General features: G+C 32.5%; 21 protein-coding genes. All 21 read left to right on the forward strand.

Annotated features, from left to right (window positions below; genetic code table 11):
* Positions 1 to 799: 799 nt before the first annotated feature.
* Positions 800 to 1,888, forward strand: a complete 1,089-nt coding sequence (locus QSV08_RS09615) for a sensor histidine kinase (protein ID WP_324028162.1) — start codon at positions 800 to 802, stop codon at positions 1,886 to 1,888.
* A 3-nt stretch (positions 1,889 to 1,891) separates the two neighbouring features.
* The gene (locus QSV08_RS09620; RefSeq protein ID WP_324028163.1) at positions 1,892 to 3,217 is read left to right on the forward strand and encodes a sigma-54-dependent transcriptional regulator; all 1,326 of its coding nucleotides are present in this window, start codon (positions 1,892 to 1,894) and stop codon (positions 3,215 to 3,217) included.
* Positions 3,218 to 3,470: 253 nt separating this feature from the next.
* Complete coding sequence (locus tag QSV08_RS09625; protein WP_324028164.1) at positions 3,471 to 3,917, forward strand: GreA/GreB family elongation factor; 447 nt, start codon at positions 3,471 to 3,473, stop codon at positions 3,915 to 3,917.
* A gap of 17 nt (positions 3,918 to 3,934) precedes the next feature.
* Positions 3,935 to 4,294, forward strand: a complete 360-nt coding sequence (locus tag QSV08_RS09630) for a hypothetical protein (protein WP_324028165.1) — start codon at positions 3,935 to 3,937, stop codon at positions 4,292 to 4,294.
* A 112-nt stretch (positions 4,295 to 4,406) separates the two neighbouring features.
* The gene (locus tag QSV08_RS09635) at positions 4,407 to 5,036 is read left to right on the forward strand and encodes a hypothetical protein (RefSeq protein WP_324028166.1); all 630 of its coding nucleotides are present in this window, start codon (positions 4,407 to 4,409) and stop codon (positions 5,034 to 5,036) included.
* Positions 5,037 to 5,069: 33 nt separating this feature from the next.
* The gene (locus QSV08_RS09640; protein WP_324028167.1) at positions 5,070 to 5,261 is read left to right on the forward strand and encodes a hypothetical protein; all 192 of its coding nucleotides are present in this window, start codon (positions 5,070 to 5,072) and stop codon (positions 5,259 to 5,261) included.
* Positions 5,262 to 5,266: 5 nt separating this feature from the next.
* Positions 5,267 to 6,556 carry a Glu/Leu/Phe/Val family dehydrogenase gene (locus QSV08_RS09645; RefSeq protein WP_324028168.1) on the forward strand — a complete coding sequence of 430 codons (1,290 nt, stop codon included), beginning with the start codon at positions 5,267 to 5,269 and terminating at the stop codon, positions 6,554 to 6,556.
* Between the two features lie 172 nt (positions 6,557 to 6,728).
* Positions 6,729 to 7,148 carry a GreA/GreB family elongation factor gene (locus tag QSV08_RS09650; protein ID WP_324028169.1) on the forward strand — a complete coding sequence of 140 codons (420 nt, stop codon included), beginning with the start codon at positions 6,729 to 6,731 and terminating at the stop codon, positions 7,146 to 7,148.
* Positions 7,145 to 7,537, forward strand: coding sequence for a hypothetical protein (locus QSV08_RS09655; protein ID WP_324028170.1), 393 nt, complete (start codon positions 7,145 to 7,147; stop codon positions 7,535 to 7,537). Before QSV08_RS09650 ends, QSV08_RS09655 begins: the two co-directional genes overlap by 4 nt.
* A gap of 59 nt (positions 7,538 to 7,596) precedes the next feature.
* Positions 7,597 to 8,445 carry a universal stress protein gene (locus QSV08_RS09660; protein WP_324028171.1) on the forward strand — a complete coding sequence of 283 codons (849 nt, stop codon included), beginning with the start codon at positions 7,597 to 7,599 and terminating at the stop codon, positions 8,443 to 8,445.
* Positions 8,446 to 8,519: 74 nt separating this feature from the next.
* On the forward strand, positions 8,520 to 9,770 hold the full coding sequence (locus QSV08_RS09665) for a mechanosensitive ion channel family protein (protein WP_324028172.1): 1,251 nt from the start codon (positions 8,520 to 8,522) through the stop codon (positions 9,768 to 9,770).
* 138 nt (positions 9,771 to 9,908) lie between these two features.
* Entirely contained in the window at positions 9,909 to 10,730 is an 822-nt protein-coding gene (locus QSV08_RS09670) for an Imm26 family immunity protein (protein WP_324028173.1), read from the forward strand.
* Positions 10,731 to 11,049: 319 nt separating this feature from the next.
* The gene (locus QSV08_RS09675; RefSeq protein WP_324028174.1) at positions 11,050 to 11,664 is read left to right on the forward strand and encodes a hypothetical protein; all 615 of its coding nucleotides are present in this window, start codon (positions 11,050 to 11,052) and stop codon (positions 11,662 to 11,664) included.
* A gap of 253 nt (positions 11,665 to 11,917) precedes the next feature.
* The gene (locus QSV08_RS09680; RefSeq protein ID WP_324028175.1) at positions 11,918 to 12,562 is read left to right on the forward strand and encodes a hypothetical protein; all 645 of its coding nucleotides are present in this window, start codon (positions 11,918 to 11,920) and stop codon (positions 12,560 to 12,562) included.
* 12 nt (positions 12,563 to 12,574) lie between these two features.
* Positions 12,575 to 12,838 carry a hypothetical protein gene (locus QSV08_RS09685; protein WP_324028176.1) on the forward strand — a complete coding sequence of 88 codons (264 nt, stop codon included), beginning with the start codon at positions 12,575 to 12,577 and terminating at the stop codon, positions 12,836 to 12,838.
* Between the two features lie 77 nt (positions 12,839 to 12,915).
* Positions 12,916 to 13,575: a hypothetical protein gene (locus tag QSV08_RS09690; protein ID WP_324028177.1), complete on the forward strand. Its 660-nt coding sequence runs from the start codon at positions 12,916 to 12,918 to the stop codon at positions 13,573 to 13,575.
* 27 nt (positions 13,576 to 13,602) lie between these two features.
* Positions 13,603 to 14,688, forward strand: coding sequence for a hypothetical protein (locus QSV08_RS09695; RefSeq protein ID WP_324028178.1), 1,086 nt, complete (start codon positions 13,603 to 13,605; stop codon positions 14,686 to 14,688).
* 60 nt (positions 14,689 to 14,748) lie between these two features.
* On the forward strand, positions 14,749 to 15,438 hold the full coding sequence (locus tag QSV08_RS09700; protein WP_324028179.1) for a hypothetical protein: 690 nt from the start codon (positions 14,749 to 14,751) through the stop codon (positions 15,436 to 15,438).
* 32 nt (positions 15,439 to 15,470) lie between these two features.
* A complete protein-coding gene (locus QSV08_RS09705; protein ID WP_324028180.1) occupies positions 15,471 to 15,965 on the forward strand; it encodes an SMI1/KNR4 family protein in 495 nt (164 codons plus the stop codon).
* A gap of 41 nt (positions 15,966 to 16,006) precedes the next feature.
* On the forward strand, positions 16,007 to 16,873 hold the full coding sequence (locus QSV08_RS09710) for a hypothetical protein (RefSeq protein WP_324028181.1): 867 nt from the start codon (positions 16,007 to 16,009) through the stop codon (positions 16,871 to 16,873).
* A gap of 103 nt (positions 16,874 to 16,976) precedes the next feature.
* The gene (locus QSV08_RS09715; protein ID WP_324028182.1) at positions 16,977 to 17,708 is read left to right on the forward strand and encodes a M949_RS01915 family surface polysaccharide biosynthesis protein; all 732 of its coding nucleotides are present in this window, start codon (positions 16,977 to 16,979) and stop codon (positions 17,706 to 17,708) included.
* Positions 17,709 to 17,873: the final 165 nt, after the last annotated feature.

Genomic DNA, 17,873 nt, shown 5'->3' on the forward strand with positions numbered 1-17,873 from the left:
AATGTTAATTTCAAATTTGGTTTCTATTTGGTTAAATACCTGGAATATGTTATTTAAGATTGCAAAATGTACCTTTTCGTATAGAAAATAGTGATAAGCACTTTTTTAAATAGTTCATTGTTTTGTTGAATTAAAATCCATTCCTTTATTGTTTAGAAACACTTTTAATGAAAAAGTTACATTTTTTCATTAAAAGTGTTTATTGGCTGTTTAAGAAATAAAAACACGGCTTACGTATAATGTAATCCTAATACTACGCTATGTTTATTCTAATTACAAAGCTACTTTAGAGTTTAAAATGGCTTTTAGTTTTTGTTGTGAAATAACTTATTCTGTAGGTGAAATAACATATTCTGTAGGTGAAAAATTAAGATTAAATGGTACTTAAGCGATAAACTCAATAAATTCAATACTTTACAGAGATAATTACAAATCAAGTTCCCCTAAAACTATAATTTGCTTAAAATTCATTGAAAATAGGTATGCTACAGCTATAAATCAGACATCGTTAACAAAATCTTAAATCTTGTTAGCAAGTGTTAAATTCAGGCGCACTTTAAATTGGTCAACCAGTTTTTTTACAAAAAATAAATTGGTGCTATTGTAAAATCATTAATTCTTCTTCCTACAAAAAAAAACATATGAATATCTTAACGTCGGTTCTGAAACTTATCTAAATTTCAACTGCCCTATTCTTCAATTTACACCATACCAAATCTGTTAAAAACATAGATTTAAAAGGAACTTATTTTCTAACTTCCTAAATATTGCTGAACTTTAGATTAGAAATGTAATTGGTATGACAACAGCAGAGGATAAACTAAAAGAACGCGTAAAAGAACTTACGTGCCTATATGAGGTTACTTCTATTATAGTGAATTCTGATTATGACCAATTAGAAGCCTCTCTAGAAGCTATTGCTTATTGTCTTAAAAGAGCATGGCAGTTTGAAAACGTTACCGAAGTTTTTTTAAAAACAGGCGAATTTCAAGTACAAACAGAAGATTTTAAACACGATATGGTCACCTTAGTATCTAAAATTAAAGTATTTAATAAAGTAGAAGGTGAAGTACTGGTCGGCTACCCTTCAAACAAATATACATTTGACGATTTTTTGGTTGAAGAACAGACCTTATTGAATAATGTAGCCTTAGATATTGGTAACCTTATCGAACGTAAACAGATTCGTGATAGTGAAGCCATTACCAGAAGACAAATGGAACGTACAGATCGTTTACATATTCTAGGTGAAATTACCGCTGGCATTGCCCATGAGTTGAACACTCCACTAGCTAACATACTGGGTTTTGCCGAATTATTGACAGATAAAATCACTGATAAAGAAGCTGTTAGAGACCTCGAAAAAATAATGGACAGTGCCATTTTTAGTCGAGAAATTGTAAAAAAACTCATGTTCTTCGCTTGTGAAATGCCACAAGAAATGAAAAACGTAAAGCTGATACCAATAGTAATCAGTGTTATAAAACTTCTTGAGCCTTCTTTACGCGCTAAGAATCTAAAATTGACCAAAGCTTTTGATTCGACAGATATTAAACTAAAGGCAGACACGGTTCAATTGACTCAGGTATTGTTCAACTTAATTATGAATGCCATTTACTATTCTCCCGAGGGCAGCACTATTACCGTGCATATATTAGAAACCGAGAGTCACATAAGTATTGAAATTTCTGATGAAGGTAAAGGCATACCAAACGAATTAGAAGACAAGGTGTTTGAACCTTTTTTTACTACCAAACCCATAGGTGAAGGTTCTGGCTTAGGTTTAAGTGTTGTTCACGGAATTATTACCAGCCACAAAGGTAAAATTGAGCACAAAAGTAATACACCGAAAGGAACTATATTTACCGTTGATTTTCCTAAATTGTAATTGATGGATTTGCGCAAAGAGAACATTCTTATTGTTGATGATGATATTGATATTTTAGAGCTTTTACAAAGGCATCTACAATCAATGGACTATCATACCTATAAAGCAGTTTCTGTAAAAGAAGCGTTGTTTATACTAAAGGATACGTTTATTGACCTGCTCATTACCGATATACAAATGCCCGAAATAGACGGACTCCAGTTATTGAAGTTCGCCAATGAGCATTATCCTGAGATTCCGAAATTAGTGGTTACCGGTTACCCATCTGTCGAAGGAACTTTAGAAGTTATAAAATCTGGAGGTACAGACTATTTAACCAAACCCTTCACTAAAGCAGAATTAAAAGAAGCTGTTGAAAAGGCACTTAAGCAAAATACATCTCGTAAAAAAGCAAAAAGCGCCCAAGTAAATTCTAATGCGAATACGTATTCAGATATGGTAGGTGCATCTGAGGCATTTAAAAAGGTTACCAATATTATTGACCGCGTAAAAGATAATAAGGCTACAGTAATAGTTACAGGTGAAAGCGGTACGGGTAAAGAGTTAGTTGCGAGGGCTATTCACTATTCAGGCAAGTTTTCTAGAGAGCCGTTCATTGCCGTTAACTGCGCAGCAATACCAGAAAATCTTCAAGAAGCAGAGCTTTTCGGGTACCTGAAAGGAGCCTTTACAGGAGCAAATGAAAATAGAAATGGTTTCTTTCAAGCTGCAAAAGGTGGTACCTTGTTTTTAGATGAAATTGGTACAGCATCATTAGCAGTACAGACCAAATTACTACGCGCACTTCAAGAAAAAGAAATTACTAGAGTTGGCTCACAAAAAGTAGAAAAAGTAGATATTCGAATTATTGCGGCCACCAATGCCAATTTACGGGAAGAAATTAAGAACAATACTTTTAGAGAAGATCTGTATTACCGATTAACTGTAGTAGAAATTAATGTACCTCCCCTACGCGAACGTAAATCTGACATTGCGCTTTTAACCGATAAGTTTCTTCGTAAATACGGAATAGAATTTAAAGATAGATTGTTACGTATTTCTCCGGAAGCATTACAAATTCTTCAACGCTACAACTGGCCCGGCAACATTAGAGAACTTGAAAATATTATTCAAAGAGCTGTTATCATGTCCGATGGTATTGTCGACGTCAAAGACCTGCCAGATTTTTTAAAGTATCAAATTGATTTTTCTGATAATGAGCTGCGTCCGCTTCGAGATATAGAGCGAGAATATGTTCAGCGTGTATTAAATCATACTGATGGTAACAAGACCAAAGCAGCCGAAATTCTTCAAATAGATCGCAAAACCTTGCGCGAAAAACTAAAATAACACCGGGTAATTTCTCCCCAACTGAGGAATATTTACCCAGTTGAAATATCTTCCTAAAATTAAAATATTTTATTACTAACTAATATTCAATTAGTTACGGTTTTTGGCACGCCCATACTATATCAGAGGCATACCAATTGCTATATAGACCATGAAAAAGAAATCTATTTCTAAAACTAGTGCTTATAGACCTTAATCTATAATCAAAGTGACTAGTAAAAGAAAGAGAACGTGGAATCTTAAATAGCGATAAATGAAGTACGGCAGTCTGGTTTTTGAAGAAAATGAATTCTTGATGATTAAAAAATATCAAGAAGAGAATGTAACTATTGAAGACTATGCACACAAAAATGTGTTAGAGATTCTTGGTCAACACATGACTATAGCCATGCGTTTAAATGCAGAAGATATTCCGTTCGACATCATTACTATTAACTCGTTTATAAAAGTTAGCGGTGCTTCTGGTATTCGCCAAACTTTTCAAATTGTAGCTCCAAATGAAGTTGATATAAAACAAAATAAAATTTCTGTTATCAGCAGTTTAGGTGCTTCAGTTATTGGGCGTGCCGTAGGAGATAAAATTTCTTATGGATTACCTGGTGACCGCGTCTCTTTAGTAATCACAAAAGTTACCCAACCAAACTCAGCCAACAAAGACACTACTGAAGAAATGAAGACCAAAAAAGAAACAATTCATTAATTCTAAATTATTCAGTTATGATCAAATATGTAATCACTCTATTATTTTCAGTAAGCCTATTAAACGCACAAGACAATGTTACTATACAAACAGAAGTAAATGTTGGTGATGTTTTTGAAATAGGAAAACCTGAAACAAACAAATACAAGCACATAGATTTCCCTAGAGAAAACTTCATTATCAAACGCGGCGGCATTGCCAATTATAGGCGGGCTCATGGCGAAGAAGTTGTTGTAACTGCGGTCAAAGAAAAGAAAGACGGTACAACCGAAATTAAAATAAAAAGAAATGATGGCGGTCGCTTCTTTAACAGTCATACAGTAGTATCTGCAGATTTCAAAGAAGCCATTAACTCTGGCGAATTACAAGCTTTATAATTTTTTTTAGTTGATTGATAATCCACTTGGCCTCTATAAATAAGTTGGCTGATTTATTAAGAAACAACCAAGTGGATTTCCTAAAAAAAAAATTTAATAAAAAACAGAACTCATGTTTACAAAACTAAAAACACCGCAAAGAATGCATGCTGGCTTTATATTGGCCATCGCATTTTTATTGGTGTTGGGTTCTAACAGATTATATCAAAGACATTTTTCGACTTTACAGCACACGGTAAATTCAGTGTACGAAGACAGAATTAAGGTTCAAGATTATATCTATCAATTGAGTAATATCTTTTATCAAAAGAAAATTCGAATTATTACCGAAGGAGACTTTGCCCAGGTGATAGATGAAAATAAAGAAACAGAAAAACTACTTTCTAATTTTGCGTTAACAAAATTGACTACTGAAGAATACAATACACTTAACGAATTGACTTTACAATTCGATAAGCTTAAAAAATCTGAAGAAAAAGTAGTCCAGTCCAAAGACAATTTAAGAAGTGGCGTTCATGCAGTATCATTAAAAACCTTAGAAGAAATAAATCAAATTTTAGATATACTAGCACGTATACAGCTTGAAGAAAGTAGGCAAATGACACAACGTTCTAACAAAACTTTAGACACCAAAATACTGATGTCAAAATTAGAGTTAGGCTTTTTAATAGCTATTGGCTTTGCCTTATTGGCTTTAATCTTTTATCCCTTGAATACAAAACAACCTGTTTTGGATCAGTAAAATTATTACGTAAACATTTTTAATATAAACGCGATGAAAAATTATATGCGGAGCATATGCTCTACCTGCACCTACGTGGCATATTGCTCATTAACAAATGATAAAAACTCAATTGTTTCGTGTAGTGAATATGTACATGTATTGGATGTCACCAATGAACCTACATTGATCATTTCTAATGAAATGGCAAGTAAAGAATTTAAAAGAGAATTAGTCTTAAACTAAATATAATGATAGCAAAAGTAGCATCTAAAAAAGCGCCTAAACAAGGTATGCTTGAAAACGTAATGCGACAATTTGATAATGCCGCAGACATTATTGATTTAAACTCTAATATTAGAAAAATATTAGAGGTGACCAATAATGAAATAGTTGTTCATTTTCCTGTGCGAATGGATAATGGTGAGGTTGAAATTTTTACCGGCTACCGTGTTCAGCATAACAATGCGCTGGGACCATATAAGGGCGGACTTCGTTACCACCCTACCGTTGATATCGATGCTGCAAAGGCATTGGCAATGTGGATGACCTGGAAAACTTCGTTGGCAGGTTTACCCTATGGTGGCGCTAAGGGCGGAATTCAATTAGACCCTAACAAATATTCTAATTCAGAATTAGAGCGTATAACTAGAAGGTTTACGTATGCGTTGGGCGATAATATTGGTCCGGAGTTAGATATTCCTGCTCCCGATGTAAATACCAATCCGCAGACGATGGCTTGGATTCTTGACACCTACATGTCTACGAAATCGCCTGCAGAAAGATCTACCAACATGCACGTAGTTACAGGTAAACCTGTAGGTGCCGGTGGCTCAAAAGGTAGAGATAGAGCTACTGGTTTCGGTGTATTTCTAACCATTAAATTTTGGGCAGAAAGTCATAATGTAGATTTAAAGGACAAAAAATTTATCGTACAAGGGTTCGGTAATGTTGGGTATTGGGCAGCCTATTTCTTAGTAAATGAAGGCGCCATTTTAACTGCGGTACAAGATGCCTATGGTAGTATTGCCAATGAAGAAGGTATAGATGTCGATCAATTATTAAACTATTCTAAAGGGAACAAGGGCAATATACTAGGTTATGCAAAGGCAAGAACAATAGATAGTAAAGATTTCTTTTCATTAGACTGCGATATCTGTATACCTGCAGCATTAGGCAATCAAATTACACCTAAAAACGCCAATAAGATAAAAGCGTATTTAATTGCCGAAGGTGCTAACGGACCAACAGATGTAGATGCTGAAGAAATTCTATTAAAAAAAGGTATCGATATCATACCTGATATTCTATGTAATTCTGGCGGAGTGATTGGTAGCTACTTTGAGTGGTTACAGAACCGTAACGGCGAAATCTGGACTTTAGATGAAGTGATGGTGAAATTAGAAAAGAAAATGAAAGAGTCTTTTACTACTGTTCTCGAAACATCGAAAAAGAGAAAAGTAGATATGCGTACGGCAGCCTTTATAATAGCTATTGAAAGATTAGAAGAGGCGTATGTACAACGCGGTATTTTTCCGTGATAAATAATACAGTATTTAAACAATGATAGTGATTTTAAAAAGTATGTAGTGAATACTGCCACCAAGGGCGTGGTCGAAATTATTTGAACTAAGCTAGCCAATGTTCTCGGCTGCGCTTAAAATGGCAACGAACTATATTTTTAAACACATATCTCAATAAAAAAATTAGAAAATGAAGTACGGCAATCTGGTTATAGAGAAAAAAGAATACGTGGTGCTTAAAAGGTTTATGAACCTATCAGGCTACTATAAAGATGACACATTACGTAAATCTGTACAAAAACTGGTCGGTGAATTAGAGACTGCCATCATCTGCGATGCATCAGAAATGTATGAAGATGTTATTCGGTTCAATACAACGGTGACGATAGTTTCTGAAAATGGGTGGCACAAGAAATTTAAGCTGGTGATGCCTACTGACAGTGATATTAAAAATGACAAAATATCTATACTCACCCCAATGGGTGCAGCGGTTATTGGGTACAGCGAAGGTGATGCCATTGTTTGGGATTTTCCATCCGGAGAACAAAAACTAACCATAGAAAAAGTAGAGCAAGAGAATGAGTATATGAACATAAACATGGTACTATGATCGCATCTAAACATTTTTATCCGCATGAATCAGACAAAAGAGTTATGATGAAAAAGGATCGATTAGAAATTAATAACTGGACAGATGAGCTAGAGTTTTTAAATAAGGAAATTGAATTCTATTTAGACATTGAAGACAGCATGATTCATAGTTCAAAATTGTACCAAGAGCTACATGGCGTACGCAGAGAAAATGCGTTAATGTTGGCGGCGCTTTACCGCTATGATAATGCTGTGGGCAAATCTATAGAATGTGACACTGTAGCATGCGATGCCTATTATCTAAACCATCATGAAAAAAAGAGAGATACTTACTTGTCACTAATTGAAAATTACAGAAGTCTAAAGCTAAAAATATTATCTCAAATACTAATAAATGCAAGAAGTTAAGTGAATTAGAAACTACCATTACATACCAAACCTAACCAAACCATCTAAAACATACCGTCATGGAAAATAGAATACTATTACCTACAGATTTCTCAAAGAACTCATGGAACGCTATACAGTACGCCATAAAACTCTTCGAAGATAAAAAGTGCACTTTTTACATTTTGCATGCCTATTCTAAAGAAACCCATGGCTTAGATAGTTTAACCTTATTAGATCCCGATGAAGCGTTTAATAAATTTTCTGAATTAAGATCAAGACAGGGCTTAGGCGATATATTATTACAATTATCGAAATTAAAAAATAATGAAAATCACGAATTTCATGTCGTATCAGAATCTACCTTACTTTTAGATGCTGTAAAAAGCCTGAATGAAAAACTTCATTTTAAAATGATTGTTATGGGTGCAAAAGGCATTACTAACAAAAAAGGAGAATCGTACGGGAAACAAACTCTTGAAATTTCAAGACAAATTAGAAAATGCCCCATTTTAGTGGTACCGGCAAAAGTAGATTTCAATCACCCTAAAGAAATTGTACTAACTACAGATTTCAATACTAAAATTAAATCATCTGAAATTAAATACTTGGTTGAAATCGCTAAACTAAGTAATGCCAGTATACAGGTATTGAGTTTAACACAACCGAAAAAGTTGAGCTTCTCTCAAAAAAGAAATAAGGTATTTATTCGTAGTCAGCTCAAAGGCGTAGACTACAAGTTTAATACGCTACGTAATGTAAAAATGGCAATTGCACTAAGTTGCTTTGTAGAGATTAGAGCCTCTAATATGATAAGTTATGTAGATAAAAAGCCTTCGTTTTGGGAACGTCTTGGTTTTGGCAAACTATCACTGAATAAGTTGGGTTACTACGCAAATGTACCCGTATTGGCACTACATGCCAAATAGGTTTTTTAAGCTCACATTCGTCGTTTCTGGTTGTTGCATATCGTACCTTTGTACCGCAAAAATGATCAAGGACTATGAACGACGATTTTCACAGATTACTATATAACTACCTTGTAGAAAGCGGACTAAGCGAAAAAGCGGCAGCCTATTTGAACCTTGCCATTTTATTAGTTATCGGTCTAGTACTTGCTTATTTCTTAGATCTTATAATTTGGAAAGTGCTGCGGTCAGTATCGCTAAAATTAGCGCAAAAGTCTAAAACCAATTTTGATAATTTTTTGGTAGCCAATAGAGTACCACGGTATATTGCTCATATTATACCGCTGAGCATGTTGGTAGAACTTGTACCCTTCGGATTTATAGGTTTTGATTATGCCGAAAAAATAGTATTAAAGTTTTTAAATGTACTGTTTGTTGTTCTTACACTTTATGTCGTTAAAAGTGTATTTAGAAGTCTCAATGATTATCTAAAAACAAAAACTCGGTTTAGAGATAAACCTATGGGCAGCTACATACAGGTGTTTATGATTTTTGCCTGGGTCTTAGGTACATTCACCATTTTCGCAATTATTACGGAGATACAAATCTGGAAATTTTTTACCGCTCTTGGTGCAGGATCAGCCGTAATTTTATTGATATTCAAAGATTCTATTCTTGGTCTAGTTGCCAGTATACAGGTTAGTATCAATGATATGGTTCGTATTGGTGATTGGATCAGTTTTGACAAATTTGGAGCAGATGGCGATGTGGTCGAAATATCGCTTGCAACGGTAAAAGTCCAAAATTTTGATAATACCATTACCACAATACCAACCTATGCGTTGATATCAGATTCTTTTAAAAACTGGCGTGGAATGCAAGAATCTGGCGGAAGGCGAATAAAACGAGCTTTGATCATTAGTCAAAAAAGCATTCATTTTTTGTCAGAAGCCGATATAGAAGAGTTTCAAAAAATACAATTAATTCAGCCGTATTTAAATACGAGATCAGAACAAATCAATACCTATAACACAGCAAATAATATTGACAAAGAGCTTGCTATAAATGGAAGAAATTTGACGAATATTGGTGTATTCAGAAAATATGTAAACGATTATCTGCAAAGTCATTCTGCCGTAAATAAAGGTATGACCTTAATGGTTCGCCAATTAGCACCAACACCACAAGGTATACCGTTAGAAGTATATGCTTTTAGCTCAGACAAGCGTTGGGAGAATTATGAGTATGTAATGGCAGACATCTTTGACCATCTACTAGCTGCCCTACCCTATTTTCAATTACAGGTATATGAAATACCTGTACCTTCATTTTCCAATGAAAATTAATTTTTTATGGTGATATAATATTGGGTAAAACCTTTTCAAAATCCCATGGCAATTGAATTAGAAAAGAATGGTTTATCTTTCTTTAATATAACACCTATTGCACTTATTTATGTGTTGCCAGCCATTTAAACCAAGATTATGGATACAGATATAAAATTCGGAAAATTTGAAATTTCACTACCTAATGAAACTTCATCAATGTTTGGAATTTTTGAAAACCTAACAGAATTTCTTGGTGTGGAATATCAATCAGAAGCGGTTGAAAAACTAAAAATAGCGCTAGAAAAAGTAAGTTTAAAACCTAAACCAAATATTGATTTTGAAAGTGATTACACGCAAATAGATAGTAAAAGTGCTGATACAATTTTTAGTGTAGCAAAAATAATTAACAACATATCTTTATCTAAATATCGTATTGATTTCAAAGAAAAAGAGTTAGATGAAATTTATAAAAAGTTAAAGAAATGGAAACGACCTCCAAGACAAAAATGGAAAATTGGCGATATTATTTCTGTTCCAATGTCTAATAATTCTTTTGCTTTTGGACAAGTAATTGGAACGCATCTAACAAAAACCAGTCCTATATTAGTTTTATTTGACCTAACTAAAGAAAACTCTGAAACTTCTATTGAAGAATTAATAGAATCTCGACCACTATCTGTTAACAATTCTTATGAAGATGAAATTAAAAATCACCTATTTAAAGTTTTATTTAATTGCAAGGTATTAGTTAGTCCTGAAAGGGTTCCAAATAAAAAATTTCACGGTGGTGTAAATTTAAGTACTTTGGCAGACGTTTATTTTGGACTTGAACCTTGGAATATTATGAATAATGAAAATTATTATGGCAAATACTTTTTACCTGAAATTGGAAAGCCTGAAAATATAATTTGGTTGAGTGATGAAGAAAAAGTAAAATATTGGGAAGATAAAAAAAACGGCTGGCAACACGGTGTATAATTAATGGCTGGTTCTCGTCTACTTACGAAAGTCCTCGCGGACTTTCTTGGTCGGTAATCATTTACTAAATTAGTTGCTTGAAACACGTAACAAACCATATACAATCACGTTAATCATCTATTAACCTCCCCCATCCTATTTCGATTTACAGATGTATGAAATACCTGTACCAATTACCTCTAAATAACTAGTAATTTCTCACTTCCTTTCATTGATTTTTAATCTACTAGTTCTATTGGCTTTAATTGAAAATTGTATCTTTCTTTGGTGATCATACTGCTGCACATAAATTTGTGCTGGTTGTTATTAAAGAACTCTCATGCTAAAAGAAACATTCACAGCACTTCTGTTAAAATATACAGACGATAAACGTTTGATAAATGTACTATGGACAGAAATAGAGAAAAACTACTCTGGCAAAAAAAGACATTATCATACATTACAGCATCTTGACAATTTATTATCTCAGCTAACTATTGTAAAGGGAGAAATAAAGAACTGGGAAACGATTTTATTCACACTCTATTACCACGATATAATTTACAATGCTACAAAATCAGACAACGAAGAAAAAAGTGCTGACCTCGCTGAAAAACGTATGAAAGAGATTTCTGTTTCTAGCAACATTATTGAACAATGCAAAAAACAAATTTTAGCTACCAAATCGCACCATAAATCAATCAACAGCGATACTAACTATTTTACAGATGCCGACCTTTCCGTATTAGGTCAAAGTTGGGAAGCATATTCGCTATACTACAAAAATGTTAGAAAGGAATATGCTATCTACCCTAGCTTCATTTATAACCCTGGACGTAAAAAAGTTCTACATCATTTTTTATCAATGGACAGGATATTTAAAACCGATTTTTTTTACAATCAATTTGAAACACAAGCTAAACAGAACTTACAACGAGAGCTAGATTCGTTTTAATAAAAGAAAAACGAAATCTGCTTTTGCAAATTATAAGGCGTAGATACTAATCTTTAGTCAGTATTATTGAAAATAGAAATAAAACACTTTAGACAAAACCATATACAAGTAGTGTAATCTTCAGGTTTTAGTCTTTGTCAATATACTTTTATAAAGCGCACCAAATCTTCAGAATTTCATTCAAATAGAAGATAAAAAAACAAAAAGCTTTAACTTAACCCATACATAAAATGCCAGTAAGTAAAACACAACCATGATCAACTTCTATCTAAAAGCAAAACATTGGCAACTATTCGTTCTAATGTTGGGTATTCCGTTGTCATACCAACTATATACAATATCTCAGTTTTTTGGACTACAAACGCATCCAAATCCAATATCAGAAAGTGGAGCTGGTGTAACTGAAGTTCTAAACGACAACATATTTTATTTTGACTATTTCCCATATGTAATGATTTTATATGTCGTTATGTTTTTCGGTTGGTTTTGGTCTATCGCAATCGGACTTCAAAAAAACATTCCGCCAGAAAATAAAATGAAGGTTAAAAAGTTTAAGGTTTTATTCTTCATACCTCTTATCTATATCATATCTATACTGCTTTTAATGGCCGGACTATTTTCTGGAACAGAAATTAATAGTTTCTCATTTATTGGTTGGCCTTTGTACATTATTCTACTACTCCACTTATTCTCCATGTTCTGTATTTTCTATTGTATGTATTTTATTGCGAAAACAATAAAAACTGCAGAATTGAAAAGGAAAGTAGAATTTGGAGATTTTGCCGGAGAGTTTTTTCTTTTATGGTTTTATTTTATAGGCGTGTGGATAATTCAACCAAAAGTCAATAAACTTTACAAAGATGAAAACACAGCAATTAACAATAGTCAACTGCAATAAAACATACTAATAATGAATACAAAGAACCTATCTGAACTAACAGATGAAGAATTAGTAGTTGAAAAAAAGAAACTAAAAAAGTCTAAAATTATTAATGCTTTTGTAATTGGGTTTCTTGCAAGCATAATAGCTATAGGACTGGTTTCATCTATTTATGGAAAAAATTACTCGATACTGATTCCGTTATTATTTCCTATCTATTTTATCTATCGAATAGTTAGCAACTCTAATAAGATTGATGAGTTAGAAGCGTTGTTTAAAAAGCGTAACATTTGAATCTATCAAAATAAAACTCAAAATCAACTTATCAATTCTGCTTAAAATAATCGAGCTACAATACATCAAACACTAAAATGAAAAACAAACTCTCTATCATATTATTACTTCTCTTAACAGCAATCTCTTGCAAAACAATCGACAAGAAAATTGATTCTAAGAACACCATAAATATTGAATGGACGACTGATTTAAAAGGAGACTTTTCTTTTAAAGAAAACTGGAGTTATAAAGAAGGAGTTTATAAAAACAGTCATGGTCAATTAAGTTGCGACGGCAGTTGCCCAGTAGCGATTGACCGAATGAAAGACAATACCGGTAAAATATATAAAGATTCATTACAAGCATTCTATAAGTTAATAGATACTACCCACGTATACCATTCTTTAAAGTCGGAAAATAGAATGTATGAATATTCAGGTACAGATTATATAGATTTCAAGAAACTAAAGAATGGAACTATAAAAGGAGAATCTCAAAGCAACGTTTCTACACACAGCAATTTAATATTGGAACTGAAAAATGACTCATGTACTGCTTCTGTTTATTTCAACAGTATAAGAGATTTAGGAATCAATACTTTCCCTTTAAAAAGCGGAACCATTAAAATTGATAAAACACTATTTGAAAGCGGAATTATAAAAGCTGTGTTCGATTTTGAGTTTGAAAATACTTTAGAAACAGATAAACAGTTATACTGGAAAGGGAATATTTACAGTAAAGTAATAATGGAATAAAGTACAACTCGCAATACAACCTATCAAATGAACGAAGATCTTAAACAATACGAAGCGTCTATCAAGAAAAAGCATAGCGTTCATTGGACTCCCAAATTTGAAGAGGAAATAAAAACTGATTTGAATAAAATAGTGATTATACCTATTGTGAATAAAACATTTGAAAAGTTAGGTTGGGATATTGTTTACCATGATGATAGAAATGCCGAAGCAAAAAGAAAAGGAGATTGGAACCGTTGGACTGAAAAAATTAATGTCTCTTTTAAAAATGGTAAATTAACTGTTAAAAGTATCTCTCTCGGCAATGAAATTTGGGACAATGGTCGAAATTCAAAAAGGGTTAAATTATTCATTCATGCATTTCAACAAACTGAGAAAGAATTTGACCATGAAACATTAGCCGAACTTGAAAAGGAAATTGAAAAAGCAAACAATTGGGATGACTACGTAATCCCAGAAAATTTACCAAAGCCTAAAAGTAGAAAAGAACCTCAAATTTGGATTCCCGTTGTTGGCGGTTTAATTACAGCGCTAATAGTTGGTGCTATTGTAGCATTTCTTTCTGTAAAAGGAATATACATTATTGGGGTTTTTGAAGTTGTCGTTGCAATAGTATTAGGGTATGTGCTTTCTAAACTAATTAAGATAAGTAATTACACATCTTATGATCCTTTACATTTTTTACTTATAGCAATGATAGTGGTTACCTATGTATCCAATCAATATTTTCAATACCAAATAATATTAAATGAAAACAACTTTCAACCATTTAGCTTTTTGGAATTTTTACAAGCGAGGTTTGATGCTGGCTTAACCATTAAAAATACAAATACAGGTTGGATCGGTTTAGTAATTAGTTGGATCGTTCAATTAGTAATTACTTACTTCATTGGTCTCTTAAGACTTGTTTCTGGCTTAACGGCTTATCAACTGGAAAGAATACCACCTGAGGTTGTTGATTTCGCCTATTACCACTTCGTAAAAGAAAAAACAGAGCATCAAGTTCGTACAGAATTATCAAAAATGGGATGGACAGATACTCAAGACCAAGATGAAGTTTTTGAATCGATAGGCGCTATAGCAGGAGCTACAGAGTTAAATAGAATGGAGTAGACAGTTTTATAACTTCACTTAATCATTAACGTTAGGCTTCTGAATAAAATAGTATACGGAATGAATACGAAAGAAATTTTCAATATTGGTTGTAATAAAATTCATGAAAATTTTATCGATTGCGGATTTAAAGCAATTAAAAAAGGTCAGGTATTAAAAAAGTCTTCTGATAATAAATTATTTGATTTCGTCATTACCTTTTCATCAACCACAAAAAACTGGAGTGGTTCTATAGCTGTTAATCCATATATTTTAGTCGAATCAAAACAATTGAAAAAGTGGAGAAAAGAAAAATATAATTCTGAAGATGAAAGTGCAATTATTTTTCGCACAAGTTTAGAAAGCATAACTCCGCTTAAAGGGAAACATAATGAATGGAATATCGCAATAAATAATCAAGAAAATAGTATTCCTAAATTATCAGAAACCATTAAAATCTATGCGTTTCCCGTTTTTGAAAAATTTGAAAATATTGAAAATATCGTAAATGAAATTGCTCAAAATGGATTACAACTAAATGAACATTTTGATACAAAAAATCAAAATTTACCTATAGATTTTCTTGTATACTATGGTGACATAAAAACCGCAGAAGTAGCTTTTAATAATTATTTGAACACTCAAAAATTAAGAGGAAGAGCAACAAGTTTTTATAAAAAAATTCAAGAAGACAAGAATACTTCTTATGGTAATATAACAGATATTACTATGAAAAAGGCATTTCTAAACGAATTAAAAATTCACTCTTAAAATAAAAATACTAAACTATTTAAACTCTATTAATGAAAGACGGCTTCTTTACCTCGTTAAAAAAACTAAGACAAGAAATTAAACCTCTTGACAATACTTCTGTTCTAGATGTTGAAAAAAAGTACAGTATTAAATTTCCAGAATCATATATCAATTTATTACGATTTCAAAATGGTGGTTATTTAGACTATTCTAATTACCCTATTGAATTATTAAAGATTAAAGTACCTTTTTCAGATGATACCTTAACCATAAGAGGGTTATGTGGAATTAGAAATGAATCTAGAGATTACGATCTTGAAGAAAACACAGACCTTTTAGAAGAATGGGGTCTAGATAAAACTAAATACGTTGCATTAGATAACGATGGTCATTGGTGGGTATGTTTTGACAAAACACAACTGAACCAAAATGGAGAACCAAAAATTGTACATATTGAACTTGAATATGGCGACAGCCCTGTTATTACCGTTTTAGCCGACAGTTTCCAAAGTTTTATAAGTAACCTACAACCAAAAGAGTTGTAAGCATCGCAGTGAAAAAATTAGAAACAAATAAGCGAATTTAAATGGGAACTTTTAGAACAGGAATTTTAGACAATGATACTTCTGCAGAGGTTTATAATAAGTTTATTGAGCACTTGGAGAATGGAATCTCAATTCCGGATATTATTAAGAAAATAAATATTGAGTTCTTAGATTATTCTAAAGGAGATTCTAAAACTGATTTCATTTTCGCACTTGGTCTTGCCTTATGGGAAAATTGTGCGCTTGATGAAAAAATGCTAAATCAAATAAAAGAGTTTATTGATTTAGAAGTTGATCTTGATAACTGGAGAAAACTTGAAGGAAGCGAAAAAGATATCAAGCAAAGAAAGCTGGTATTAAAAAAATATCTGAAGAAGATAGAAACACAAAGAAGCAAACCTTTAAAAAAGGTAAAAAAAGTAATCATTTACCAACCACCAATTTTCAAAACCGGAGATTGTTTAATATACAAACTGTCAAATGGAAACTTTACAGGCGCAATAGCTATCGGAGAGCATAAAATTGACAAAAAAGAAATGGGAAGCAATGTAGTTATGTCCACTAACATCAATCAATTAAGCAAACCCAATAAAGAAGAATTTGAAAAGGCAGATGTTCTTATTACGAATTTCGGAGATTTAAAAAATTGGGTTCAAATTAGCGAGTATTCAGCAGATTTTTTCAATGAATTTAATACCGAAATTGAAGTTGTAGATAGCATAGAAGTAAAAGAAGAAATACAAGAATATTTCAGTACTAATTTTTGTGGCTACTCCCCTTGGAATTTTCTAATAACGAATATTGAAAATGAACTAACAAGAAAACCTGTTAAAAGAAAAATCAAAGTTTTAAGTGTAGCAGATATTCTAATTGATCTAAAATTAAAAGAAACTCGCAACAAATATTAAACATATTCAAAAGAAGAAACATTTCAATTAGCTGTCAGTAACCAAAAAATAACATCTTACCCTGGCACTACCAACAAAACATAATTACCTATAAATAGAATAAATGAAAACCTTTATAACCTTATTAATACTCATAGCTTCTAATTTCTCTTTTGCACAAAGTGAAGAAAACATAGAAAAATTTAGAGCATTAGAACCCAATCTTTGGTTAGGCATTTGGGATAAAGAAAACTCAAGCGAATCAATAAAAATTGACACATTGAGCTATGATGACATTCCGAAATCAATGGATTTTAAAGGTACCGTTGTTGAAGCGCTAAAATGGACAGATGCTAATGGTGAGAATATTTTAATACAAACAGTAACAGGCTACTTTACATGGAAAGACTATGAAGAAAATTCCAAAGATTATATGCTTCAAGATAAAGCTGAATTGTATGCCTATTTATATGTAAAAAGCAATACTGAACAAGAGTACAAGAAGAAATGGAGAGTATATGATTATATAGAATGTTATGGAGTAGATATGTTTATTGGCTTTGTACCAAAAGCAACCACCATTACCGATTTGGACAATGACGGCATTTCTGAAATAGCTATGCCATACGTATCTATGTGCCGTGGCGGAATGGACCCAGGCATTATGAAAATAATCATGTTCGAAGAAAATACGAAATATGCCTTGAGAGGTTCTACAATGATTATGTGCGGTAATGAAAATGCCTATGGCGGCGAATATGAAGCCAGCTCCAATTTAGAACAAAAGCCAAGTTTTAATAATTTTCTAAAAGAAGATTGGGATAGAAATAAATGTGAAGAAGGTAAATACTACTAGAGCGTAAGTATTAAAATCACATATAATAACCGACTACAATACCGGCGTAAATACCGGCAACACACTTCTATTGCTCCACTTATAGCGGTCAAAAGTATCGAATACAAACTAAACTACCACGTTTGTCAACTCGGTACAATCTTGGGCAATACATTACGATATATT

This window comes from Maribacter sp. BPC-D8 (assembly GCF_035207705.1).
Classification (GTDB): Bacteria; Bacteroidota; Bacteroidia; order Flavobacteriales; family Flavobacteriaceae; genus Maribacter.

Bases quoted from the DNA above. Each gene is read 5' to 3' on its own strand.
- QSV08_RS09615 (WP_324028162.1), top strand. From the start codon at position 800: ATGACAACAGCAGAGGATAAACTAAAAGAACGCGTAAAAGAACTTACG.
- QSV08_RS09620 (WP_324028163.1), top strand. From the start codon at position 1,892: ATGGATTTGCGCAAAGAGAACATTCTTATTGTTGATGATGATATTGAT.
- QSV08_RS09625 (WP_324028164.1), top strand. From the start codon at position 3,471: ATGAAGTACGGCAGTCTGGTTTTTGAAGAAAATGAATTCTTGATGATT.
- QSV08_RS09630 (WP_324028165.1), top strand. From the start codon at position 3,935: ATGATCAAATATGTAATCACTCTATTATTTTCAGTAAGCCTATTAAAC.
- QSV08_RS09635 (WP_324028166.1), top strand. From the start codon at position 4,407: ATGTTTACAAAACTAAAAACACCGCAAAGAATGCATGCTGGCTTTATA.
- QSV08_RS09640 (WP_324028167.1), top strand. From the start codon at position 5,070: ATGAAAAATTATATGCGGAGCATATGCTCTACCTGCACCTACGTGGCA.
- QSV08_RS09645 (WP_324028168.1), top strand. From the start codon at position 5,267: ATGATAGCAAAAGTAGCATCTAAAAAAGCGCCTAAACAAGGTATGCTT.
- QSV08_RS09650 (WP_324028169.1), top strand. From the start codon at position 6,729: ATGAAGTACGGCAATCTGGTTATAGAGAAAAAAGAATACGTGGTGCTT.
- QSV08_RS09655 (WP_324028170.1), top strand. From the start codon at position 7,145: ATGATCGCATCTAAACATTTTTATCCGCATGAATCAGACAAAAGAGTT.
- QSV08_RS09660 (WP_324028171.1), top strand. From the start codon at position 7,597: ATGGAAAATAGAATACTATTACCTACAGATTTCTCAAAGAACTCATGG.
- QSV08_RS09665 (WP_324028172.1), top strand. From the start codon at position 8,520: ATGAACGACGATTTTCACAGATTACTATATAACTACCTTGTAGAAAGC.
- QSV08_RS09670 (WP_324028173.1), top strand. From the start codon at position 9,909: ATGGATACAGATATAAAATTCGGAAAATTTGAAATTTCACTACCTAAT.
- QSV08_RS09675 (WP_324028174.1), top strand. From the start codon at position 11,050: ATGCTAAAAGAAACATTCACAGCACTTCTGTTAAAATATACAGACGAT.
- QSV08_RS09680 (WP_324028175.1), top strand. From the start codon at position 11,918: ATGATCAACTTCTATCTAAAAGCAAAACATTGGCAACTATTCGTTCTA.
- QSV08_RS09685 (WP_324028176.1), top strand. From the start codon at position 12,575: ATGAATACAAAGAACCTATCTGAACTAACAGATGAAGAATTAGTAGTT.
- QSV08_RS09690 (WP_324028177.1), top strand. From the start codon at position 12,916: ATGAAAAACAAACTCTCTATCATATTATTACTTCTCTTAACAGCAATC.
- QSV08_RS09695 (WP_324028178.1), top strand. From the start codon at position 13,603: ATGAACGAAGATCTTAAACAATACGAAGCGTCTATCAAGAAAAAGCAT.
- QSV08_RS09700 (WP_324028179.1), top strand. From the start codon at position 14,749: ATGAATACGAAAGAAATTTTCAATATTGGTTGTAATAAAATTCATGAA.
- QSV08_RS09705 (WP_324028180.1), top strand. From the start codon at position 15,471: ATGAAAGACGGCTTCTTTACCTCGTTAAAAAAACTAAGACAAGAAATT.
- QSV08_RS09710 (WP_324028181.1), top strand. From the start codon at position 16,007: ATGGGAACTTTTAGAACAGGAATTTTAGACAATGATACTTCTGCAGAG.
- QSV08_RS09715 (WP_324028182.1), top strand. From the start codon at position 16,977: ATGAAAACCTTTATAACCTTATTAATACTCATAGCTTCTAATTTCTCT.